Below are 24044 nucleotides of genomic sequence, written 5' to 3'. Positions count from 1 at the left end.
AGGATATGTTTAGGCTATTTCAACGGCGCAAGCTACACAGTATTACTGGGCTCTGTTGCGACAAACTCACCTTGCTCAGTGTCAGTGAACAGATCAAACCGATGAGCCAAGTAGAGTTTGATATGGCCAACCAGAGCTTGGAAGAGCTCTACGATTGGTTGGCAGACAAAGTCTCGACCAATATTGGCTATGGCGGTCATTTCAATCTCCAACAAGCGGCCAAACATCGCTTGCTTGATACCGTTGCCGCGTTGATGGAATCGGCCAGTTTACCTGTGCTCTTTGCCAATGACGGTGAAAGCTTACTGCATGCGCTGCCGATGGTGGCGAGTCAAGGCAGAGAGTTGGGGTTTATCCATATCAGCCGCAGCTTGGATATCAAACCGACTCTAGAGCCTGAGAAAGGCTCGCTGTTTCATTTTGTCTTGCAGCGCAGTCAGCAAAGCCGCTTGTTCTGCCTTGGTGTTGACTCGGACAATCAAGATCCGAAGCTACTTGATTATGCAGAAGATCTCGGCTGTGATTGGTTGTCCGTCAACGAGTGCCACTTTCGCTCTCGTTTTACTGTGAAGCAGCAGTTGAGCCACTACTTGTCGCATTGTGACGACGTGGTGATCAATATTGATCTCGCCAGCTTACAGCCCGTAACGCGGTTGGAATCCGATACGTTGATCGAAGTGCAGATGGTCAATCGAGTGTTACGCCAAGTGCTGCTTTCAGGCAAGGTGCGCTTAGTGCAATTTGTCGGTTACAAAGACAAGCACATTTATTCGAAAGAGACGTTGGGCGTGGTGAATGGCTTGGCATCACTGTTTCCCAGTCATCATAGAGCAGCGTAATGCTCAAGTGGGTGAAAAACGGGGGCCTATAAAACTACTAAAGCTGGCGGTTAAGCCAGCTTTGTTGGGGTTGCACAGTTATTGAGGTTTGCTGTTCGTGTTTTTGTTCGAATCTTTCCAGTATTGAATACGAACACGATGCAATTGTGCTTTTCTCATTTTCTTCATGATAATCCCTCACGTTAAATACCATGCTCTTCATTGAGCAGATGTGAATCTAGTTCCTCATGAACAATTTCAATTTAGCGGCGAAATGCGCGAAACACCAGTGTTTTGATCACAAATTTTTCGCGAAATTGGCGTAATTTCTAATTTACATGTGACTGAGATCGCCATTTATTGGTCTTGTCATGTAATCGAAGTAAAAGCATCATCTTTACTTTGTATTTATTAAACAAAACCTTAACTGATGTGTAACTTTGCTCGCCTAACATTTGCTCGCTTATATAATGATAATTCAGCAAGGAGTCAGCAATGTGGGATCGTGATGAACAGGATTCACAATTCAGCCAGATGATCGAAGCGCGACTATCTCGTCGTCGTTTCTTAGCCGGAACCGCTGCCGTCAGTGCAGGGGCGTTTCTTTCCCTCAACCCGATCGCGAAAGCGATAGCGGCATCGAGTGATAGTCGTTTGCTCAACTTCGAAGCAGTGCCTGCCTCGACAAAAGATGCGATCATCGTACCCAAAGGTTATAAAGCCACGCCGCTTCTCTCTTGGGGTGATCCTATTTTTGCTGATGCGCCAGAGTTTGATCAAAGCGGTAAGCAAGATTCAGCCGCGCAAGCGCGTCAGTTTGGTGACAACACCGACGGGATGAGCCTATTCCCTATCAGTGACGATCGCGCTGTTATTGCGGTGAACAACGAATACACCAATTACGAATACTTATTCGAACATGGCGGTAACGCGATGACGGCGGACGACGTATTAAAAGCGCAAGCGGCACACGGTGTGACGGTGTTCGAAATCGTCAAATCTGGCGGAGAGTGGAAAGTGGATAAAGCGGGGAAACGCAACCGCCGTATTACCGCTAACACAGAAATGCGCCTGACAGGCCCAGCGGCGGGTCATGCGTTGATGAAAACCAAATTGGATCCTTCAGGCTTAGCGCCACTCGGCACCTTTAATAACTGCGCCAACGGTCAAACGCCTTGGGGCACATACTTAACCTGTGAAGAGAACTTCCACGGCTATTTTGGCACCAGTACGACGGCAGAGTTGAGCGACGATCATAAACGTTACGGAATCAAAGCAGCGAAGAGCAGTTACCAGTGGCATGATACCGATGAGCGTTTCGATGTCGCTAAGCATCCGAATGAACCACACCGTTTTGGTTGGGTTGTGGAGATCGATCCAAACGATCCGACGTCGACGCCGCTTAAGCGCACTGCACTCGGGCGATTTAAGCACGAGAATGCGGCACTGTTGATCAACGATGATGGTCATGTCGTGGTGTACCTAGGTGATGATGAGCGCGGGGAGCACATTTACAAATTTGTCTCTCGCGATCGCTACCAACCGGGCAATGATGCTGCCAATCGCAACTTGCTTGAAGAGGGCACCTTGTATGTCGCCAAGTTCGAGATGGACGACAACGAGTTGAAAGGCAAAGGCCAGTGGATTGAACTGACTTATGGCAAAAATGGTCTGACTAAAGAGAACGGTTTTAACGATCAAGCCGAGGTGATGATTTTTGCACGTCGCGCGGCGACTCAAGTTGGCGCGACTACGATGGATCGCCCAGAGTGGGTGGCGGTGCACCCAGACAACCAACACGTGTTCTGTACCCTCACCAACAACAAAAACCGCGGCGTAAAAGAGGGCCAACCTGTCGGTGGTCCTAACCCTCGTGCTGAGAACCACTACGGACAAATTGTTCGCTGGGTACCGACCTCGGGCGATCACACCCAAGCAGAGTTTGATTGGGATTTGTACCTGATTGCGGGTAACCCAACGGTGCACAAAGATTCGCTCTACGCGGGTAGTGACAACATCAACGCCGACAACATGTTTAATAGCCCGGATGGTATCGGCTTTGATAAAGCCGGTCGTTTGTGGATTCAAACGGACGGAAACTACTCAAATCAGGGCGATTTTGCAGGTCAAGGGAACAACCAAATGTTGTGCGGCGATCCTAATACTGGTGAAGTGCGACGTTTCTTGACGGGGCCAATTGCTTGTGAGATCACGGGGCTGACCTTCTCCGCCGACTACAAAACTATGTTTGTGGGTGTTCAGCATCCGGGCGAGAAAGGTGCGCCTTCTCACTACCCAGGTGGTGGTGACAGCAAGCCTCGCTCCACCATTGTTGCCATTACCCGTGAAGATGGCGGCGTTATTGGCGCTTAAGCTGTCTCACTGTTTGCATCAACAATCATTCGCATCAAGATGGGCGCCACGAGCGCCCATTTTCTATTGCCGATCTCCACATTGGCATATTTATGCGATCGCTCGCATAAAAAACGTCAAGGTTTCGTGTGTTCACCGCAAAGAGTGTTGCGCTTCACAATCGCAATCCCTATATTGAAAGAGTACTCAGCATAACCTTAAGGTGTTCTAATCCGAATAAACTCCAGATAACAATACGACATTGAGCGATTGACCCGGCGAATCTACCCCATTTCTATTGGTTCAGACGCCCCAACGTAAAAAGAATAAAGTCTATCTGAGCGCCTTCTGATGAGAGAAGTGGCACCTTTAGGTTATCAAGTACGGTGATGATAACTGAGGAGGAGGAGGTTAGGCTATGGTATCACTACTTTGGGTAGCATTAGGTTGTGTGGTCTTCTTATGTTGTTGGAGTGCTCAGCATGGTCTCCCTATGCTGGGGCTTAAACTGGATGAGTCCGATCTACTGATTATATCTGAACTCGCTGGCGAAGACGTCTTAGAGGCATGACCTCAAATAAACGACGATAATGAGCGTTGAAGCAGCAGCAAAAATGGAGCCTTGGGCTCCATTTTGCGTTTCAAGCCTATCGAAAATTTTGGCTATGGCAGTGCGTTGCGTTATAGCGAGATCACGTCCGTCAACTTATCCACCACCGTATGAAAACGGGCTGGCCACGCTCTTTGTTTCTTGCTCACCAAATACAGGGTCTCGACGACGGCTCTCTTTGGCTGATGCACAGCAAGTTGATCGCGCAAAGTGAAAGAGCTGAATGCGCTGTGTGGCAGCACCGTAAAACCGAGCCCTTTGGCAACTGGCAGAAGAATTTGGCTGAGTTGGTTGATGTAGCCCGAGGTGCGCAGGGCGCGAATATCAATCCCCGCCAGCGCTTTGTCGCCACACTGCGAAAAGTAGAGCGAGAGATAGTGCTCCGCGTCGGGGTGGCGAATTAAACCGAGCTCAAGGAGAAGTTCAGGGGTGATAGGCTCGTCGACGTTTGCCGGTACAATCAAACACATGGTTTCTTGACCTATCTCCTGCGCTTCGATTCTCGGGTCGAGCGGAATGTGGGTGACAAGGCCCAAATCGGCGCGTCCCTCAGCCAAATCGTCGATGATCTTGCGGTTGGGGGCGACTTCCAGCTTGACGACCAGTTGTGAAAATTCACACTGTAAATCGAGCAGATGCGGGTAGATAAGCTGCGCCAACGCGCCAGAGCAAGAGACCGACACTTCACCTCGATGCGCGTCATCCTGAGATAACGAAGCAATCAGGTCTGTTTCTTGTTTGGCGCGCTGCTTTGCGTACTGATAGACCTGTCTGCCTTGTTCCGTTACTTCAAAGCTCTTGTTGTGACGCGCAATCAGTGGGTAGCCGCAAGCCTGTTCGAGCTTTTTGATGTGCTGGCTGACACCGGGCTGAGTCATGAACAGCTTTTCTGCGGTATGAGTAAAGTGGCCGGTCTCGACCAAGGTTTGAAACGTTTTGAGCCAGAGTGGATTGAGCATAACCGTCAAATCAATAACGAAAATTTATAAAATTAAGAGTAAACGATAATGTTCTGTGTGCCAAACGTCGCGTTCGTATCGCCCACTCCTCGATTCACTCGGGTTATTTAAGTGATCTGAATAGGTTGCATCTGCGCTACCACAGGGTTAAGGTTGGCGACATAGTCGGGGAGCGTTCCTTCTGCTCGAATCATAACGATAGCTTGATTAACGAGCCTGTCGTAGAAGCATAGAAGGAAGGCTGAGATCGCATCGCGAGACCCGTTGAACCTGATTCAGTTAGCACTGACGTAGGGAACTATTCATAACGCGGTGTCGTGGGGTCGCCACAATCTCGCCCGTTATGTGTTGTGCTTGGCCAACGCGCTCTGCACACAGTTCCTGACGCGTGCGTGAGGAACACCGATGAACCAAACCGCATTTTATGACCCTCAAACTCCGATTGTCCTAACCATCGCTGGCTCCGACAGTGGCGGCGGCGCGGGCATCCAAGCCGACATCAAAGCGATCAGTGCAACAGGCAGTTACGCCTGCTCCGTTATTACGGCCATTACCGCGCAAAATACCCGTGGCGTTCACGCCATTCATCCTATCCCTATCGACCATGTTCAAGCGCAGCTCGATGCGGTATTGAGCGATCTCAATGTCGTGGCGGTGAAGGTTGGCATGCTGGCTGACGCTGAAATCATCCGTGTCGTGGCACAAAGTTTGGCGGCGTATCAGCCCAAGTTTCTAGTGGTGGACCCGGTGATGGTGGCCACCAGTGGTGACAGCTTACTGCACGCCAGTGCGGTGGGGGCGCTCAAGAAAGAACTGCTACCGCTTGCCGATATGATCACACCAAACTTACCCGAGGCGGCGGCGCTGACTGGGCGAGCAACGCCGACATCGGAAGAGGAGATGGGAGCGATGATTGACGCCCTGCGCGCCTTGGGCGCCAAAACAGTGCTTCTTAAAGGGGGGCATTTAGAGGGCGAAAGCAGCAACGATCTGCTGATTGAAACGACTGGCAGTGAATTGATTCGCGCTAAACGAGTCGCCACTCATAATACTCATGGCACGGGTTGCACGTTGTCATCGGCCACTGCGTCCTATCTTGCCCAAGGGTATCGGCTGCACAAAGCGGTCCATTTGGCCAAGCAATACATCTCACAAGCCATCGCGCATGCCGATGAACTCTCTATTGGTCAAGGACATGGGCCTGTGCACCACTTTTTCTCTGGTCACCAAAATGTACGTTAATCGCGATGGTGTGCAGTCACATCACATGGCCCTATTTGGGCATCGAGACCGAGCCAGAGCGGCTAGAGTTGAGAATAAAACGCGCCGCGTCATAGCGATCATTGGAGAGAGGAATATAGCCAGAGTGGGAGACAACTTTGTTGATGTTGTCTCTGTCGATATAACTATCGACAAAGCGTTTCAGTGATGGCCGCTTCTCTAGCGCCTGTTTGTTCACGTAAATAAACAGAGGGCGGGAAAGTGCGGTGTATCGTCCCATAATCACGTTCTCGACACTGGGTTTGACCGCGTTGAAGCCAGAGGGAGAGATGGCGACCGCTTTCAACTTGTCTTGATTTTGCAAATAGTAGGCAAAGCCGATAAACGCCATAGCGTTGGGGTCGGCGGCCACTTCGGCGACTAAGGCTTCATCGTCTTCATTCGCGGTGTAGTCTTGTCGACTCGCTTTGCCATCAAGCACCACCTCAACAAAATAGTCATAAGTGCCTGAATCTGATCCAGGGCCGTGCAGGACGATGGGGCGATCAGGGAAGTGCGGATTGACTTGCTGCCAGTGAGTTATCGTGCGTTCAGCGGTGCTTTCCCAGAGTGTTTTCAGTTCATCAAGAGAGAGCGCATCGATCCACTGATTTTCTTTGTTCACCACCACGGTTATTGCATCGAGTGCGACAGGGAGCTCAATATAGTCGATGTGGTTGATCTCACACAGCGCTCGCTCTTTCTCTTTAATCGGGCGAGAGGCGTTAGAAATATCCGTGCGGCCTCGGCAAAACTTGCGAAATCCGCCACCTGTGCCAGTGATGCCCACCACCACTTGGGTGTTGTGCCGCTCGGCACGCATAAAGTGATCGGCGACGGCTTGAGTGATCGGGTACACGGTACTCGACCCTTCAATTTTGATCAGATCTTTCCCGTGTGCCGTGGTACTCATCAGCGCTAGGCATACAGAAGCAAGAACAGTCGAACGCAATCGAAAAGTCATGGTTGAGCACAAAGGAAGAATCAACATACCGCGACTATACGAGCTAGCACTTTTGAGCTCAATATCTTCACGTGGACTGTCACTAAAGATTCATCAATTACTCACCAATAATAACTATGCTGAATATCTTCATGGGGTTGTAACATTTCTTCACTAGGCTGACTCGCCTATGTTTTTATTCCTGCCCGCAAAATACGTGGGTAAACGTTCGTGTGATGCTATGAAGCGCAAATTCATTTTTACTTCCATTCTCGCCTTGTTGGTGATCACGTTTACGTCGGCGCTAGTGACCCAAGCGACCCATCTTTTAGTGAAAAAGTCCCCGCTTGCGGAAGCGGCCGCTGAAATTAAAGTCAACGGTACGCTGGCCTACCTTTGGTTTGATGAGATCATGTCGGGCGATACCGCTCAGTCGATTCAGGAAGTGTGGTACTATTTAGAAATCGCCGATTGGCATGTGGTCGCGCTGCTTGAAGGCGGCGAGAGCATCATGGGCAATTATGAGCCAGTCACGGACAACGAATTACGTGAGCGTCTGGTTGAGCTTCGCAAAACGCTGGCGCAATTTCGCCTTCATGTGGAATCCACCTACCAAAAAATTCAGGCGCAGCGAGCGGATGCGTTTTTAAGCGCCGGACGCGACGAGCAATTTTTGGAGTTTGCCAGCCAAGCGGATGAGATCCAGCGCGTGATCAAAGCCAGTTATGAATCTGGGATTTCCAATTACACGCAAACCAGCATCACCCTGATTATTGCGGTGATTGTGATTGCTGCCTACTCGATACGATTGCAGCACCGCTATGAGAAAAACCGCGATCAATTGCTCCACTCTCTCACGCAAGCCAAAGCCGCAATAGAGGAGAAAAATGAGCAACTGCACAACCGAGCTTACTTCGACCCTTTAACTGGGTTGCCAAACCGAGCGCTGTTTTTAGACCGACTAGGCCAATCTATCCTCAACGCGGACCGCTCGAAAAAGCCGTTTGCTTTACTGTTCATCGATTTAGATCATTTTAAAGACGTCAACGATCTTTATGGGCATGAGATGGGCGACCGCTTGCTTGAGCAAGTCGCAAAGCGGATTGAGAGTAGCATTCGCATCACCGACTTGTCGGCGCGCTTCAGTGGCGATGAGTTTGTGGTGGTACTGAGTCACTTAAACAGCGTCAATAGCGCAATCAGTGTCGCCAACCGTATCGCCTCCAAGTTGATAGATACCTTGCAGCAGCCGTTTCATATAGAGGGTGTGGCGGTGAATGTGTCCGCCAGTATTGGCATTTCGCTCTATCCCGAAGACAGTGCGACGCAAGACAGCTTGCTACGCTACGCGGACAACGCCATGTATCACGCCAAAGCGATGGGCAAAAACAATTTTCAGTTTTACTCCAAAGAGCTCAACCGCATTGCGATGTCGCAAAAAGAGACCGAGAGCGATCTCAATAAAGCGATTGAGCGTGATGAATTCGAGCTGCACTTTCTGCCCAAATGGCAGTTGAACGATGAGAAAGTGGTCGGCGTTGAAGCCTTAGTGCGTTGGAACCATCCCACCAAAGGGCGGTTGTACCCCAATGATTTTATTCCCGTGGCCGAATCCACCGGTTTGATTCGCTTGCTTGATTTGTTGGTGATGCGCAAAGCGCTGCAAGCCAAGAGAAAGTGGTTAGATGACGGCGTCGAAACTGGGGTGGTGGGGGTGAATATTTCCGCGAAGAGCTTAAAGCATCCGGGCTTTTTTGACAGTTTGAAAAAGGTCATTGTTCAGTCCGGCGTTCCGACACGCTACTTAGAGGTGGAAATCACCGAGACCGTGATGATTGAGAATACCGAACTCGCGCAGGTGATTTTCAAAGAGTTACAGCAACTGGGTGTGCGCGTGGCATTGGACGATTTCGGTACCGGCTTTTCATCACTCTCTTACTTGAAAGATTTCGAGTTTCAAACGCTCAAAATCGATCGCAGTTTTGTTATCGATTATGCCAATAATGCCACCTCGTCGGTATTGCTGAAAAACATTATCTCGCTTGGCAACGAGCTTGGTGTTTCTGTGGTTGCTGAGGGCGTTGAAACCGCTGCCCATCAGCGGGATCTACTCAAAATGGGTTGCGCGATTGGCCAAGGTTTCTATCTCACTAAACCGGTAAATGCAGAGGCGCTAGCCAAATTGCTTGCTCCAGAAGCGTACCTCAGAGAGCGTGGAAACGTGGTGCCTATGACCCGATGGTCTTAGTTATGCGCTTGCCCTTATCAACTGTTGCACACCGATAATTTGGCATGATGCGAACTTGCAGCGAATTGACACGCGGTTGATAAAATCATTAACGCCACACGCCTAAGATCATCTCTCGAGAGTCGAGGTGAGAGGCGAGTGTGAAACATAGAGTTAGTGAGAAGCAAAAAGGGTTAGGGCTGTTGATGGTGCTGTCGGGTGCCATTGCGCTGATGAGCCTGATGTTTAGCTCAGTGGATTTGCTGAGTGACGTCTCAGATCCCATCGGGCAAGGGATGACATGGCTGACTTACTCCGCGGGATCGCAAGGCTTTCTCGTTACTCTCGCTTTGCTAGTGGGTTTGGCTCTTTGGGTCATTCGTACGGCTTCTTCTCGGTATTCTTTTTCTCATCGTTCTCTTTTGACCACGGATTACTCAAGCGTTCCACCTCGTCCAAGCGTTTCACCTCGTCGTCAGCTTGGTGTGTCGCTGATAGGAAAAGCGGCGCAACTGGCGCTGCTGCTGGTGTTTGCCTTTGTTGCCAAAAGTGGCTTGAAGCTCGCGACAGAAAGCCCGCGTCCTTACACGGAACTGTTAAGTCATCAGCTGTTGATTCCCCAGCCCGCGCACTTTTATAAGCTCGATGCCGAGCAAAAAGATCAGGTGATTGATGCCCTGGATACTCGGGTGAGTGATTGGCGTACGCGCCATTGGCATGGCGAGAAAGATTACTCTTTTCCTTCCGGCCATACGCTGTTTGTCGCGGTGTGCGTGGCCTTTTTTGGCGGCCTGTTTGCTGAGCGTAAGCACTATGCTCTGGCTGCGGGTGTGTTGATTTGGGCGCTAGCGGTCGCTTACAGCCGTCTGTGGCTTGGTATGCATCGACCCATTGACCTTGTTGGATCTGTGGCGGTGGCCGCGTTGATTTACATGTTGGTGCCGCGGTTAACTGTGCCATTTAGATGGCAAGAGAAGCTCACCTTGGGCCATGTCAAGCGCTAGTATTTCGCTTGGGGGAACCACGGGTTTGTCGCGGAGCAAGCAAGGCGAACTTTCGGTGCTATTCTTTAAGGTACCTTACTCATTTATCAATAAGACACGAGCCAGAGATGAAAGCGCCTGATTTACCACCCGATGAGCAGCAACGCATCCAAAGCCTTCACCAGCTTCAGATTCTCGACACGGAACCGGAGGAGCGTTTTGACCGCGTGACGCGCCTAGCTCGAAGACTGTTTGACGTGCCGATGGCCTTGGTCAGCTTGGTGGATGTGAACCGTCAATGGTTCAAATCTTGTTTTGGTTTGGAGGCGAAAGAAACCGGGCGTGATGTCTCTTTTTGTGGTCATGCGATTTTGGGCGATGCGCCGTTCGTGATTGAAGATGCCACGCAAGATGAGCGATTCGCTGATAACCCTTTGGTCTCCGATGCGCCCCATATTCGCTTTTATGCTGGCGTGCCCTTGGTGTATCACGATGGCACCAAGCTCGGTACTCTGTGCATTATCGACACCAAACCGCGACACTTCTTACCGGATGAGATCAACGACTTGCTGGATTTGGCCAAAATTGCCGAGCAGGAGCTGTCGAACAGTTTAACCGCGACCCTAGACCCTTTAACGCTGATCTCAAATCGGCGCGGATTCTTTGCCTTGGGCGCAAAGTCGGTCGATTACTGCCGCGCGGCGCAGTTACCCCTCTCCCTGGCCTATTTTGATCTCGATAACTTCAAGCACATCAACGATACCCACGGTCACAGTGCCGGGGATGCGCTACTCAAAGCGTTTGCTGCGACAATGCGAGACTCTTTTCGTGAGTCCGATGTGTTTGCTCGTATTGGCGGTGATGAGTTTGTTGTGTTGATGTCTGGCGCGTCAGAGCCGGTTGCGGGTGTGGTGATAGAGCGGTTTAAGCAGGCGATAGAGGCGCACAATCAACGCAGCGGTCATGCCTATGCGATAGAGTTTAGCGTGGGCATTACCTCTGCCAGTTCTAACGCTAAACTGTCGATACAAGAGCTTGTCGAACTGGCCGACAAGCGCATGTATCAAGATAAGCAATCGAAATCCCGTTAAAGACACATCCCGTAAAAGATAAGGTCCGCTAGGGAATAAGTCGCAAAGAGAATCAATGAGCGAGTGATTGTGATGAGGCCGCATCAAGCGTGTCATTATCGCCAATAAATCCGCCGGTTTGATGTGCCCACAGCTGCGAGTATATCCCTCCGGCACTGATCAACTCTTGGTGGGTGCCTTGCTCGACGACTTGACCTTGGTCGAGGACGATAAGGCGATCCATCGCAGCGATGGTTGAGAGTCGGTGCGCAATAGCGATGACGGTTTTTCCTTCCATCAACTCATTCAAGCTCTCTTGAATCGCCGCTTCGACTTCCGAATCAAGCGCCGAGGTGGCTTCATCTAAAATCAGTAATGGCGCGTCTTTTAACAGTACACGAGAAATAGCGATACGCTGACGTTGCCCGCCAGACAGTTTCACCCCTCGCTCACCGACTTGCGCGTCGTAACCCGTATTGCCAAAAGGGTCACTCAGGGTTTCAATAAACTCATGCGCGTGCGCCTGTTGAGTGGCACGTAACAGCGCTTCCTCGCTGGCCTCAGGGTTGCCGTAAACGATGTTGTCACGAATAGAGCGATGCAGCAGGGAGGTGTCTTGCGTCACCATACCGATGTTACTGCGCAGCGAGTCTTGGGTTACCGCATTGATCGCTTGGCCATCAATGGTGATTTGCCCGCTTTCGACATCATGAAAACGCAGCAGAAGGTTCACTAGGGTGGATTTTCCTGCGCCAGAGCGGCCCACCAGACCCACTTTTTCACCCGGTTTGATGGTCAGATTAAGGTGAGAGATCACCCCTTTAGTTTTATCACCATAATGAAAGCTCACGTTATCAAACTTGATTTCACCGTCAGTGACAGTGAGCGCTTTGGCGTCAGGCGCATCTTGGATATCCACCGGTTTTGAGAGGGTTTTCATCCCATCCACCACGGTGCCCATGTTTTCAAACAGCGCGCCCACTTCCCACATGATCCACATCGACATACCGTTAATGCGCAGCGCGAGGGCAATGGCGATGGCGATCGCCCCGACACTGACGGCATCGTTCATCCACAGTACGATTGAGAGCGCACTGATAGTAAAGACCAACACATAGTTGGTGATTTCCACCGCAACATTGAACCCTGTGACCAAACGCATCTGGTGATAGACGGTATCCAAAAAGCCGCGCATCCCGGTTTCGGCGTAGTCGGTTTCCCGCTGACTGTGGGAGAACAACTTGACGGTGGCGATATTGGTGTAACTGTCGACGATGCGTCCTGTCATGGTGGAACGCGCATCGGCTTGGTGTGACGCGATGTCTTTCAGCTTTGGTACAAAATAGAGCTGAATCCCCACGTAGCAGCATAACCAAATCAGCATCGGGATCATTAAGCGCCAGTCTGCCTGAGCGAGGAGCACGACGATGGAGGTAAAATAGACCGCGACATAAACAAACACGTTCATGGTTTTCATCACGGTTTCGCGCACCGCAAGGGACGTTTGCATGACTTTGGTTGCCACTCGGCCGGCAAAGTCATCTTGATAGAAGGTCAGGCTTTGTTTGAGTAAATAGCGATGAGCTAGCCAGCGGATAGCCATAGGGTAGTTACCCAGCAGTGACTGGTGGATGACCAAAGAGTGCGCCAAGATCAGCAATGGCATGATGATAAGAAGCAGCGCCGCGTAAAACAGCAACTGCGTTTGGTTCTCTTGCCAGAATGTCGCAGGGTCGCTATGTGTCAACCAGTCGACGAGATTGCCCATCGCACCAAACAGCGATACCTCTACCACCGCGACGATCATTGACAGAATTGACATGAACAGCAGTGGCTTTTCAAAGCCTCGGGTGTAGTGGCGGCAAAAGGCCCAAATGCCCATTGGCGGCTGGTCGGGCTCTTGACGTGGAAAAGGGTGTGTCCACTGCTCAAACTTGTTAAACATGCGTGTTTCCTAAAGGCAAAAATGGCTCAATATGAAAGGATACGCAATGGTAACGCGTTAGTAATCAGAATGTAACCAGTGCGATATTCTTATTTGTGCATATTATTCATGCTGAAACTCTGAGTGGCGCTGGTGGCAGTAATATTTGCTGCATTGAAAATTATAATCAGCAAATATTACTGATTTACACTCATTTTGCTGCCTGATTTCAGTGATTTTTTGTTTAACATTATGTCTACAATTGGCTTCATCAAGTGAAAAAATGCGAGTTGGTCATCATGTTGGAACAGCAATCTGTAGTGAATTCTTTAGCGAATAACGACATGTTACGGGCACAGAACGCGAACTGCGTTGTGATGGTGCCACCGAAAGAGTTTGCTTTTAACGCGCAAACCGCCAAAGACAATGAATTTCAGCATGTCATCCAGGCTGAAACGAGCGCGATTCGCCGCAAGGCGATGGCGGAGTTTAACGCTATGGTGGCGAAGCTTCGTGCTGCGGGCGTTCAGGTGATTGAGTTTGACTACCCCACCTCGGAGATTGAGACGCCAGATGCGGTCTTTCCCAATAACTGGTTCAGCACCACAGCTGAGGGCACGCTCTATACGTTCCCAATGGCTTGCCAAAATCGCCAACAGGAAGTAAGACCCAAAGCGCTGGTCGAGGCGCTGCAAGCTGCGGGAAGAAGCGTGACTCAACAAGATAGCTTAGTGAGCTACCTTGAGCATGGCGCGCACCTTGAAAGTACGGGTGTCATGGTGATGGATCACATCAATCGCACCATTTATGCGGCATTGTCGCAGCGCTGCGATCGTGAAGTGTTGGAGGATTACGCGGAGCGTATTGGTTACCCCAAAGTGGTGTCATTTCAAACCGCGTTGCCGTCAGGTAATCCTATCTATCACACCAATGTGATGATGGCGATTGGTGAAGGCTTTTGCGTCATCTGTGATGAAGTGATCCCTGAGTTCGAGCGCCGTTTTGTTTTGAAATCCTTGGCAAAAGACAAACAGGTGATTTCCATCAGCTTGGAACAGATGAACCAGTTTTGTGGCAACCTTCTTCAGCTTGAAACCGTCAATGGCGACAAGGTGATCGCCATGTCGCAATCGGCCTATCAGGCGTTTGAGCCCGCGCAACTGGCGCAACTCTCTAGCCACGGTAAGGTGCTGGCGTTTGATGTTTCGACCATCGAATCCATCGGTGGCGGCAGCGTACGCTGCATGCTGGGTGAGGTCTTCTTACCGACCCGCAGTCGAGCACTGTAGTGCTAGTCGCTATTTCAGTCATAAGGCAGCGTTCGCTGCCTTTTTTGCGATTGCAAATACGCAATAGTTCCACAATAATGGAAATGTTTTTCTGTGGAGTGAATTATGGAACTGGAATCGGTTGCCAAAGCGCTAAAAGAATTGGGCCATCCGACTCGATTGGCGATATACAAAACCATCGTTAAGGCGGGTTATCAAGGGGTGGCTGTGGGCGCGATTCAGGAGCGGTTGTCTGTCCCGGGCTCTACTTTGTCTCATCATATCTCTAGTTTGGCATCGGCGGGATTGCTCAGCCAGCGCCGAGAAGGGCGCACTTTGTATTGCGTTGCGGAGTATGAATGTTTGGATCAGGTGATCCGCTTTTTGCGTGCCGAGTGTTGCAGTGACGAACGCTGCGATCAAAAACGCCCACAGGATGTGTAAATCGAGTGGGCGCTGTTTGTTGTCTGTAGCGGGGACTATTTCACAGGGTAGCCGTTAAAACCCAACTTCTCAGAAATATTGCGGCCGGCATTGTGTAGCAGCTCAATGTAGTAAGACATGCGCTTTTCATCAAAACGAATGGTCGGGAACGAAATCGAAACGCCAGCGATGACCGTGCCGAAACGGTCGTAGATTGGCGCAGCGATACAGCGCAGACCTGGCTCTTGCTCTTCGTTATCTTGACCAAAATGCAGTTCGCGCACTTTTTTAAGCTCAGATAAGAGCTGATCAACGTTTTCGTGCGTGCGTTCTGTGTGTTTAACAAATTCCACATCCGCCAGAAGATCGCGTACGAAGCTCTCATCACGCTCCGCCAGCAATACCTTACCAATCGCAGTACTGTAGAGAGGGTTACGACGACCGACGCGTGATTGCATGCGTAGGTTGTAGTTGGAGTCGATTTTGTGAATATAGATGATGCCGTCTTCGTCAAGAGCGCCTAAGTGCAGCGCTTCATTGGTTTGCTGCGAGATGTACTTCATCTCTTTATCGGCCAGTTCAATCAGATCGACGTATTCGAGTGATTTCGCGCCGAGCTCAAACATCTTCAGGGTGAGGGAGTATTTATCTGCTTCACCTTCTTGTGCCACATAGCCTAACGTTTTCATGGTTTGCAGGAATCGGTACGTTGTCGCTTTCGACATCATCAGACGCTGTGACAGCTCTGAAACACCAATTTCCTTTTGCTCGCCCAATGCTTGAAGAATGTTAAATACCTTGAGAACCGAGGATACGGCTTCAGGTTGGGTGTTCTTTTCCATCTCTTTACCCTAGTTATAGTTGTCTAGGGGTGATTATACCTATGAGACGATGAGTCGCCATATTATTTCAAAAAACGTTTTTAAAATTTTGAAACCGCGCAGCTATTTGTCATACAAAAAGACGATCTAGGTCATGCTTTTTGAAAGTCTGTTTTAAAAATAATTGAAATGCAGTTTTAAAAATTGCTATATTAACGTCACAGGATGGCGAGCCATCGTAATGAACGTTAATTTGACAGCTTTTGAGGAATAAACATGATTCTTAATTCATTTAACCTAGAAGGTAAGGTTGCTATCGTAACGGGTTGTGACACTGGCCTTGGTCAAGGTATGGCACTAGGTCTTGCAGCAGCAGGTTGTAAAGTTGTTGGTGTTAACTACGTTGAACCAACTGAAACCATCGAAAAAATGAATGCAGCAGGTTACACGTTCCTAGATGTTCGCGCTAACCTACTAAAACAAGACGATATCCCAAGCATCATCGACAGCACTGTGACTGAATTCGGTAAAGTGGATATCCTAGTAAACAACGCAGGTATCATCCGTCGTGAAGATGCGATCGACTTCTCAGAGCAAAACTGGGATGACGTGATGAACATCAACTCGAAAACGGTTTACTTCATGTCTCAAGCAGTAGCGCGTCAGTTTATTGCTCAAGGCACTGGCGGTAAGATCATCAACATTGCTTCTATGCTTTCTTTCCAAGGCGGCATCCGTGTACCTTCTTACACTGCATCTAAGAGTGCGGTTATGGGTATCACTCGCGCAATGGCAAACGAATGGGCTCGTCACAACATCAACGTGAACGCAATTGCACCTGGTTACATGGCGACAAACAACACTGCAGCACTACGCGCGGATGAAGATCGCAACGCTGCTATCCTAGAGCGTATCCCTGCTGACCGTTGGGGCACACCAGAAGACGTTGCTGGCCCATGTGTATTCCTAGCGTCTGACGCTGCTTCTTACATCAACGGTTACACTGTTGCTGTAGACGGTGGTTGGTTAGCTCGCTAATTAGCAATCTAGCGCCTAACCTTGGTTAGGCGCTGAAAAATGAGTAGATCGCGTGGAACAAAACACGATTGCACAAATTCTTGGATTCTTAAGCTTTTTCTTAGGGGTGTGTACCTTTTATCAGAAAGACGATAAGAAGCTGAAGATTTTGATGTTGGTTTTTCATTTAAACCATCTACTGCATTTTTTCTTGCTTGGCTCTTTAGTATCGGTGGTCAGTTCAGTGCTTTCAGCGCTTCGAACGGCTACCGCGATTTACGTTTCATCGAAAAGAGTCGCAGCAATCTTCATCGCCATAAGTATGGCCAGTGGTTTCTATATTATGGAGTCGCCACAGGACGTCTGGCCAATTTTGGGCACTGTCATCGGGACATTCTCGGTGTTTGTCCTCAAGGGCGTGGCGATGAGAATCGGTTTTTTGGTCGGGGCGTTATGCTGGCTGACCAATAATTTCATCATAGGATCGATTGGTGGAACGCTGCTGGAAATGACGCTGATCAGCGTTAACTTAATGACCACAGCAAAATTGCTCAGAGAGCAAAAGAAAGTGAAGCTTGTCGATAACGAAGAGAAAGAAGACCCATGTTCGTATACAACAAAGACATCCAACTAGAAGACCTAGGTGACGGTATCTCACGTAAAGTGCTTGCGCACAGTGACAACATGATGGCCGTTGAAGTGCACTTTGAAAAAGGTGCTGTTGGTTCAATGCACAACCACCCACATGAGCAGTTGACTTACGTACTGTCTGGTAAGTTCGAATTCACTATCGGCGATGAGAAGAAAATCGTTGAAGCGGGCGACACCATGTACAAAGAGCCAAACATTGAGCACGGTTGTGTGTGTCTAGAAGCGGGTGTGTTGATTGATAACTTCACGCCAATGCGCAAAGATTTCGTATAAGTTTTAAAATTAGTTACGCGGTTCGCCGCAGGAGAATCCAATGAAAATTGCACTAACTATGGAAAACAGCCAAGCACCTAAAAACGCTATGGTTGCTGCTGAGCTAAACACGGTTGCTGGTGGTCTAGGTCACGAAGTATTCAACGTAGGTATGACTGACGAAAACGATCATCACCTAACGTACATCCACCTAGGTATCCAAGCGAGCATCCTACTGAACTCTAAAGCAGTGGATTTCATCGTAACGGGTTGTGGTACAGGTCAAGGCGCACTAATGGCAAGCAACCTACACCCAGGTGTTGTTTGTGGTTACTGCCTAGAGCCATCTGACGCGTTCCTATTCAACCAAATCAACAACGGCAACGCGATTTCTCTAGCGTTCGCAAAAGGCTTTGGTTGGGCTGGTGAACTGAACGTTCGTTACATCTTCGAAAAAGCGTTCACTGGCGCGCGTGGCGAAGGTTACCCAATCGAGCGTGCTGCACCTCAGCAAGCAAACGCGGCTATCCTAAACAACGTGAAAGCAGCAGTATGTAAAGACGTAGTTGAGTCTCTACGTGCGATTGACCAAGATCTTGTTAAGCAAGCAGTGGGCAGCGCGCAGTTCCAAGAGTGTTTCTTCTCTAACTGCCAAGTGCCAGAAATCGCAGAATACGTGAAGTCTCTAATCGACTAATCACAGATTGCTAAGGGAAGAGGAGAGCCTTTGAGCTCTACCATTCCCAGCGAATCTAGCTAAATAAGCACCCAGATGAATGGGTGCTTTTTTTATGTCTTTTGGCCACTGATAAGTGGTGTTTATATAAAAATGAAACGCCGTTTCTAATATCACATTTTATTGGTTTTTTGCTTCTCACCCCTCTCTAGAACGAGTAAAGTGTGCGCCAGAAACCCTAAATCAAAACAATGTTTCAATATTGGTGAATAAAATGAGAAAACAGACTCTTGCCCTGTGCGTTGCCATGGCGTTGGCACCACAAGCGATTGCGAGTGAACTGACTGCTGACCAACTGGTTTGGAAAGCGGCGACCTTTGGTCAGTCGACAGACTTGAACTTTGGTTCGACTATCCTGCCTGAGAAGGTCGGCGTGAACCAAGTAACAGTTAACGGCGAGTTAGTTCAACCGGGCCCAGTCGCTGACCAATTTACGGTGGAAAGCCGTGGCGGCAAACTGGCGAACTCGCATGAAGGGATCACTTTCTACTACACGGAAATTCCAACCGATTACAATTTCACCCTGACTGCTGACATCGAACTTGAACAATTAGGCCCAGAGACGGGCGCAACACCTAACCGCCAGGAAGGCGCAGGCATCATGGTTCGTGACATCGTAGGCGCAGAGCGTCTGATGCCACAACCAGAGGGCCACGAAGAGTTCCCTTCGGCGTCAAACATGGTGATGAACCTCATGCGCTCACACACGCGCACCAACGATGGTATGACCAACATCAACGCGTCTTTCCGTGAAGGTGTCTACCAACCTTGGGGCACTGCAGGTAACCGCCTGAGCCGCGTGGATTACGTGGAAGGCGTGCCTTACGTGAGCAAAGATGCGTACCGCATGAGCCTGACTCGTACCAACGAAGGCTTCAAAGTGGGCTACCAAAACGGTCATATCTCAGAAGAGTATGACGTGAAAGGTGCCAATGCGAACATTGTTGAAATGCAAAATGGCGAGAGCCAATTTGTCGGTTTCTTTGCTTCACGTAATGCGAAGATTCACGTTAGCAACGTTGAGCTCGCACTTTCTCCTGCGCAAACCATTGATGCGCCAGCCTACCAAGCCAAGCAAGTGGCAACGCGCCTAGAAGTGGCGTCTTCACCACGTACAGCCAGCGACGTTTACCCAGTGCAAGCGCGTGCGAACTACACTGGCCAATTTGAGCTAGCGCAAGCGGGCAAAGTGATTGCCTCTGCGCAAGTCGAAGCGGGTCAGCTGTTCAACCACACGGTAAAACTGGCTGCGGCGAACACTGAATTCACGTTGACGTACACGCCAATCGAAGGCCCATCGCTAGAAGCAATGACTGAAACCTTCACAGTCGCTAAGCAAGCGCTCACTAACGCAGAGCAGATTGTTGTTGCGCCAAATGGCAAAGCGAACGGCAAGGGCACTCAAGCGTCACCATTGGATCTGGCGAGCGCAGTTGAGCTGCTTCCAGCAGGTGGCACCATTACGCTGCTACCGGGTGACTACCAAGAGATCACTCTGCCAATCACGGTCAGCGGTACCGCTGAGAAAATGAAGTACCTCACTGCGCCAGAAGGCAAAGTTCGCTTTGTGGGTGATTTCAACCATGACGCGAGCCACTGGCACGTAGAAGGCATTGAAGTGGCGGGTGCGCGTTTGATTGTTCACGGCAGCCACAACACGTTTGAGAAAGTCGTGACGCACAGCGCGCCAGACACCGGTTTCCAAATCACCTCACCAGAGAACATTGGTCGCGCGCTATGGGCGAGCTACAACACAGTGATCGACAGTGAAAGTTACAACAACATGGACCCATCACAAATCAACGCGGACGGCTTTGCTGCGAAAATGCGTATCGGTGATGGCAACACCTTCATTCGTTGTATCTCTCACCACAACATCGATGACGGTTGGGATTTGTTCAACAAGGTTGAAGATGGCCCGAATGGTGCCGTGACCATTATCGATTCTATCGCGTTCAACAATGGTCGTACCCTTGATGTGCCAAACAAAGGCGGCACCATCGGTAACGGCTTCAAGTTGGGTGGTGAAGGTATCCCTGTTCCACACGTCGTGAAGAACAGCTTGTCGTTCAACAACAACATGGACGGCTTTACGGACAACTTTAACCCAGGTGCGATCACGCTGAGCAACAACCTAGCGATTGATAACAAGCGCTTCAACTACTTGTTCCGTAAGAGCCCATACTCAGACAGCATCAAGCAAGGCGAGTTTACTGGCAACGTTTCTTACCGTTTCCAAACTGAAAGTCGCTATGACGATGTGGTTAACAGTGACTTCTCTACTGACAACCTGTTCATCCAAGAGGGCGTAACGAAAAACGCAGCGGGTGAAGCGGTGGATATGGCAACACTGGCTGAGATGCGTCGCCTAAGCGTGGTGGATACTCAGCAAGCGGTACCAGGCATGGCTGAAGCACTTGAGCTGAAAAAACTCATGCAATAAGCCACATTTGTGACTGAATAAGGGGTATCGCCGCCCCTTTTGTCTTACCTTTGACATCAAGTGATGACGTTTTAACCGTTATTGATAAATAAAAAACTTAATTAGCGTCGGATAGCTAGTGATCTAGATCATGTTTGACGCGATTATTTTGTTTATGAACCGATGTTTCGATTTTGGTCACGGAACTAAACGTAATACAAAACTACAATACACTTAAATTAAAACAGTGTTTCGAGGTTCTACTATGGAATTTGATTATCTTGTCATCGTGGGCTATTTCGGCCTAATGGTGGCGATCAGTTTGCTATTCAAAAAGATGGCGAGCAACAGCACCAGTGACTACTTCCGCGGGGGCGGTAAAATGTTGTGGTGGATGGTAGGTGCAACCGCGTTTATGACGCAGTTCTCTGCTTGGACGTTCACAGGCGCAGCCGGTAAAGCCTTTAACGATGGTTTTGCGGTACTGGGCGTATTTTTCGGTAACATCATGGCGTACGTCGTGGCTTACCTCTACTTTGCTAAGCGTTTTCGCAACATGCGCGTCGATACCCCAACGGAAGGTATTCGTCGTCGCTTTGGTAACACCAACGAGCAGTTCTTCACTTGGGTTATCATCCCTCTTAGTGTGATCAACGGCGGTGTATGGCTAAACGGTCTGAGCGTATTCGCTTCAGCGGTATTTGACGCTGACATCATCACCACTATCTGGGCAACCGGTATTGCGGTTCTGATCATCTCTCTATTGAGTGGTGCTTGGGGCGTAGTGGCATCAGACTTCATTCAAACCTTGGTTATCGCGATCATCTCGATTGCGTGTGCTATCGTGGCGCTGGTTTACATCGGTGGTCCAGGTGAGATCATTACTGAGTTCCCATCAGGCTTCTTCATTGGTCCTGACATGAACTACCCGCTGTTGATGGTATGTACCTTCTTGTTCTTTGTGGTGAAACAGCTACAAAGTATCAACAACATGCAAGACTCTTACCGTTTCCTAAACGCAAAAGACTCAAACAACGCAACTAAAGCGGCGTTGATGGCAGGCGCAATGATGCTTGCAGGTGCGGTGATTTGGTTCATCCCACCTTGGGTAACTGCGATTGTGTTCCCAGATGCAGCGGCTCAATACCCAGCACTTGGCGCGAAAGCCAGCGATGCGGTATACCTAGTGTTTGCTCGTGAAATCATGCCTGTGGGTACTGTTGGCCTACTGATGGCGGGTCTATTTGCTGCGACCATGTCTTCAATGGACTCAGCTCTAAACCGTAATTCAGGTATCTTTGTCCGCAGCTTCTACGCAACGATCGTTCGTAAAGGTAAAGCGTCTGACAAAGAACTATTACGCGCGGGTCAGCTAGTGTGTGTCGCGAACGGCCTAATGGTTATCATGATGGCGCAGTTCTTCACATCTCTAAAAGAACTCAGCCTATTTGACCTAATGATGCAAGTGTCTACCTTGCTACAAGGTCCAATTCTTGTTCCTCTATTCTTCGGTATGATTATCCGTAGAACGCCAAAATGGGCACCGTGGGCAACCGTAGTATTCGGTGGCTTGGTCTCTTGGTCTGTGATCAACGTGTTCACACCACAAGTGGTTGGCGGCTGGTTCGGCATGACGGATCTAACAGGTCGTGAAATCTCTGAAATGCGTACGATGATCACTATCGCCGCGCACCTAGTCCTAACCGCGGGCTTCTTCTGGGCAACCACCTTGTTCTACAAAGAAGAGACAGACACGCAGTTGGCAGAAACTGAGAAGTTCTTCAACGACGTTGAAACTGAAGTAGTCGCGTCTGAAGGTCAAGACATTGTTGACCGCATGCAGCGCAACAAGCTAGGTACATTGGTTATGTTCATGGCGGGTGGCTTAAGCTTGATGGTATTGATTCCAAACCCACTGTGGGGACGCTTCGTGTTTGCCTGCTGTGCGGCTGCCATCTTTGCTGTTGGTTACGCACTGAAGCAAAGCGCTAAGGTCGGTGACGAAAAAAAGCTCACTGAGCAAACCAACTAATCACGTTTAAATCATGATTAGCCACCTCCTCGGAGGTGGCTATACCACTTAAGAATTTAGGAGAATTTAAAATGGCCAAAGGTAATGTGATTCAACTAGGCTTTGAAACCTTCGTTGATAGCGATACCCAAGTGAAGGTAACGCGTCTGACACCGACTGATGTGATCTGTCACCGTAACTACTTCTACCAGAAATGCTTCACCAAGGATGGCACAAAGCTCCTATTTGCTGGCGATTTTGACGGCAACCGCAACTACTACCTATTGGACTTAAAAACTCAGCAAGCGACTCAGCTGACAGAAGGTGCGGGCGATAACACATTTGGCGGTTTCATCTCTGACGACGACCGCTCTTTCTTCTACGTGAAAAACGAACTTAACCTGATGAAGGTTGACCTCGAAACACTAAACGAAACTGTCGTTTACACCGTTGATGAAGAGTGGAAAGGCTACGGCACTTGGGTAGCAAACTCAGAGTGCACTAAGCTGGTGGGCATTGAGATCCTTAAAGCGGATTGGCAACCACTGACTTCTTGGGAAAAATTCGCTGAGTTTTACCACACCAACCCAACCTGTCGCTTAATCAAAGTGGACATCGAAACGGGTGAGTTGGAAGTGGTTCACCAAGATAACGCATGGCTAGGCCACCCAATCTACCGTCCATTTGATGATTCAACCGTTGGCTTCTGTCACGAAGGTCCACACGATCTAGTTGACGCACGTATGTGGCTAGTGAACGAAGATGGCTCAAACGTTCGTAAGATCAAAGAGCATGAAGAAGGCGAATCTTGCACGCACGAATTCTGGATTCCAGATGGCAGCGCAATGGCTTACGTGTCTTACTTCAAAGGTCAAACGGATCGCGTGATCTACAAAGCGAACCCAGAAACGCTTGAGAATGAAGAAGTGATGGTGATGCCACCATGTTCTCACCTAATGAGTAACTTCGACGGTTCTTTGATGGTGGGTGACGGCTGTGATGCGCCGGTGGATGTGGCAGACGCAGAAAGCTACAACATCGAGAACGACCCGTTCCTATACATCATGAACACCAAGAAGAAGAGCTTTGCGAAACTGGCTAAGCACAGTACCTCTTGGGACGTGTTAGACGGTGACCGTCAGATCACTCACCCACACCCATCGTTCACACCAAACGACGATGGCGTGCTGTTCACCAGTGACTTTGAAGGTGTACCTGCAATCTACATCGCAGACCTACCAGAAGAGTACAAGAACTGATTCTGACTGACGAATCCAAGGCCAGCCGCCGATCGGTT

At 49.5% G+C, this 24044-nt stretch carries 20 protein-coding genes and 1 riboswitch; of the genes, 16 read left to right on the top strand and 4 right to left on the bottom strand.

The annotated features are described in order from the left end of the window. The first annotated feature begins 5 nt into the window (after positions 1-5). From AC6R10_RS14530 to AC6R10_RS14520, 3 genes are all read left to right on the top strand, one after another. Positions 6-839 (top strand): arginase, encoded by an 834-nt coding sequence (locus AC6R10_RS14530; RefSeq protein ID WP_487902477.1) that lies wholly within the window; start codon positions 6-8, stop codon positions 837-839. A gap of 474 nt (positions 840-1313) precedes the next feature. Then, positions 1314-3191 carry a PhoX family protein gene (locus tag AC6R10_RS14525; RefSeq protein WP_500672673.1) on the top strand — a complete coding sequence of 626 codons (1878 nt, stop codon included), beginning with the start codon at positions 1314-1316 and terminating at the stop codon, positions 3189-3191. A 397-nt stretch (positions 3192-3588) separates the two neighbouring features. Continuing rightward, entirely contained in the window at positions 3589-3741 is a 153-nt protein-coding gene (locus AC6R10_RS14520) for a hypothetical protein (protein WP_334553060.1), read from the top strand. 110 nt (positions 3742-3851) lie between these two features. On the opposite strand, the gene AC6R10_RS14515 is transcribed toward AC6R10_RS14520, so the two are convergent. Continuing rightward, complete coding sequence (locus AC6R10_RS14515) at positions 3852-4739, bottom strand: LysR family transcriptional regulator (RefSeq protein ID WP_500672672.1); 888 nt, start codon at positions 4737-4739, stop codon at positions 3852-3854. A gap of 156 nt (positions 4740-4895) precedes the next feature. Further along, positions 4896-5053, top strand: a riboswitch (TPP riboswitch). Between the two features lie 91 nt (positions 5054-5144). On the opposite strand from AC6R10_RS14515, the gene thiD reads away from it, so the two are divergent. Continuing rightward, positions 5145-5981 (top strand): bifunctional hydroxymethylpyrimidine kinase/phosphomethylpyrimidine kinase, encoded by an 837-nt coding sequence (gene thiD / locus AC6R10_RS14510; RefSeq protein ID WP_500672671.1) that lies wholly within the window; start codon positions 5145-5147, stop codon positions 5979-5981. Positions 5982-6012: 31 nt separating this feature from the next. Here the strand turns inward: thiD and AC6R10_RS14505 are convergent, their stop codons facing one another. Further along, on the bottom strand, positions 6013-6963 hold the full coding sequence (locus AC6R10_RS14505) for a PstS family phosphate ABC transporter substrate-binding protein (protein ID WP_500672670.1): 951 nt from the start codon (positions 6961-6963) through the stop codon (positions 6013-6015). 220 nt (positions 6964-7183) lie between these two features. Between AC6R10_RS14505 and AC6R10_RS14500 the strand changes: the two genes are divergently transcribed. From AC6R10_RS14500 to AC6R10_RS14490, 3 genes are all read left to right on the top strand, one after another. After that, complete coding sequence (locus AC6R10_RS14500; protein WP_500627320.1) at positions 7184-9190, top strand: putative bifunctional diguanylate cyclase/phosphodiesterase; 2007 nt, start codon at positions 7184-7186, stop codon at positions 9188-9190. A gap of 140 nt (positions 9191-9330) precedes the next feature. Next, a complete protein-coding gene (locus tag AC6R10_RS14495) occupies positions 9331-10173 on the top strand; it encodes a phosphatase PAP2 family protein (RefSeq protein ID WP_500672669.1) in 843 nt (280 codons plus the stop codon). A gap of 107 nt (positions 10174-10280) precedes the next feature. Further along, on the top strand, positions 10281-11243 hold the full coding sequence (locus tag AC6R10_RS14490) for a GGDEF domain-containing protein (RefSeq protein ID WP_500672668.1): 963 nt from the start codon (positions 10281-10283) through the stop codon (positions 11241-11243). A gap of 52 nt (positions 11244-11295) precedes the next feature. Here the strand turns inward: AC6R10_RS14490 and AC6R10_RS14485 are convergent, their stop codons facing one another. Further along, a complete protein-coding gene (locus AC6R10_RS14485) occupies positions 11296-13167 on the bottom strand; it encodes an ABC transporter ATP-binding protein (protein WP_500672667.1) in 1872 nt (623 codons plus the stop codon). 278 nt (positions 13168-13445) lie between these two features. Here AC6R10_RS14485 and AC6R10_RS14480 point away from each other — a divergent pair, with 278 nt between their 5' ends. Next, positions 13446-14435 (top strand): arginine deiminase-related protein, encoded by a 990-nt coding sequence (locus tag AC6R10_RS14480; RefSeq protein WP_500672666.1) that lies wholly within the window; start codon positions 13446-13448, stop codon positions 14433-14435. Between the two features lie 105 nt (positions 14436-14540). Beyond that, positions 14541-14858, top strand: a complete 318-nt coding sequence (locus AC6R10_RS14475) for an ArsR/SmtB family transcription factor (RefSeq protein WP_500627315.1) — start codon at positions 14541-14543, stop codon at positions 14856-14858. Between the two features lie 35 nt (positions 14859-14893). Here AC6R10_RS14475 and kdgR read toward each other — a convergent pair whose 3' ends face one another. After that, complete coding sequence (gene kdgR, locus AC6R10_RS14470; protein ID WP_500627912.1) at positions 14894-15679, bottom strand: DNA-binding transcriptional regulator KdgR; 786 nt, start codon at positions 15677-15679, stop codon at positions 14894-14896. A gap of 255 nt (positions 15680-15934) precedes the next feature. On the opposite strand from kdgR, the gene kduD reads away from it, so the two are divergent. The 7 genes from kduD (at position 15935) to AC6R10_RS14435 (ending at position 24006) form a co-directional block, all read left to right on the top strand. Next, complete coding sequence (kduD, locus tag AC6R10_RS14465; protein ID WP_334553078.1) at positions 15935-16696, top strand: 2-dehydro-3-deoxy-D-gluconate 5-dehydrogenase KduD; 762 nt, start codon at positions 15935-15937, stop codon at positions 16694-16696. Between the two features lie 52 nt (positions 16697-16748). Beyond that, positions 16749-17309: a YgjV family protein gene (locus AC6R10_RS14460; protein ID WP_487902489.1), complete on the top strand. Its 561-nt coding sequence runs from the start codon at positions 16749-16751 to the stop codon at positions 17307-17309. After that, positions 17279-17599 (top strand): cupin domain-containing protein, encoded by a 321-nt coding sequence (locus AC6R10_RS14455; protein ID WP_487902490.1) that lies wholly within the window; start codon positions 17279-17281, stop codon positions 17597-17599. Before AC6R10_RS14460 ends, AC6R10_RS14455 begins: the two co-directional genes overlap by 31 nt. 40 nt (positions 17600-17639) lie before the next feature. After that, on the top strand, positions 17640-18275 hold the full coding sequence (locus AC6R10_RS14450) for an RpiB/LacA/LacB family sugar-phosphate isomerase (RefSeq protein WP_334553081.1): 636 nt from the start codon (positions 17640-17642) through the stop codon (positions 18273-18275). Positions 18276-18528: 253 nt separating this feature from the next. Beyond that, positions 18529-20757 carry a right-handed parallel beta-helix repeat-containing protein gene (locus AC6R10_RS14445; RefSeq protein ID WP_500672665.1) on the top strand — a complete coding sequence of 743 codons (2229 nt, stop codon included), beginning with the start codon at positions 18529-18531 and terminating at the stop codon, positions 20755-20757. Between the two features lie 244 nt (positions 20758-21001). Next, positions 21002-22768, top strand: coding sequence for a sodium:solute symporter family transporter (locus AC6R10_RS14440; RefSeq protein WP_500672664.1), 1767 nt, complete (start codon positions 21002-21004; stop codon positions 22766-22768). A 71-nt stretch (positions 22769-22839) separates the two neighbouring features. After that, positions 22840-24006: an oligogalacturonate lyase family protein gene (locus AC6R10_RS14435; RefSeq protein ID WP_334553086.1), complete on the top strand. Its 1167-nt coding sequence runs from the start codon at positions 22840-22842 to the stop codon at positions 24004-24006. The last annotated feature ends 38 nt before the right edge of the window (positions 24007-24044 follow it).

Source organism: Vibrio sp. R12-SG2-ISO1 (genome assembly GCF_059834045.1).
The sequence above is the reverse complement of the archived record's forward strand: the minus strand, read 5'-3'. Positions and strand labels throughout refer to the sequence as shown.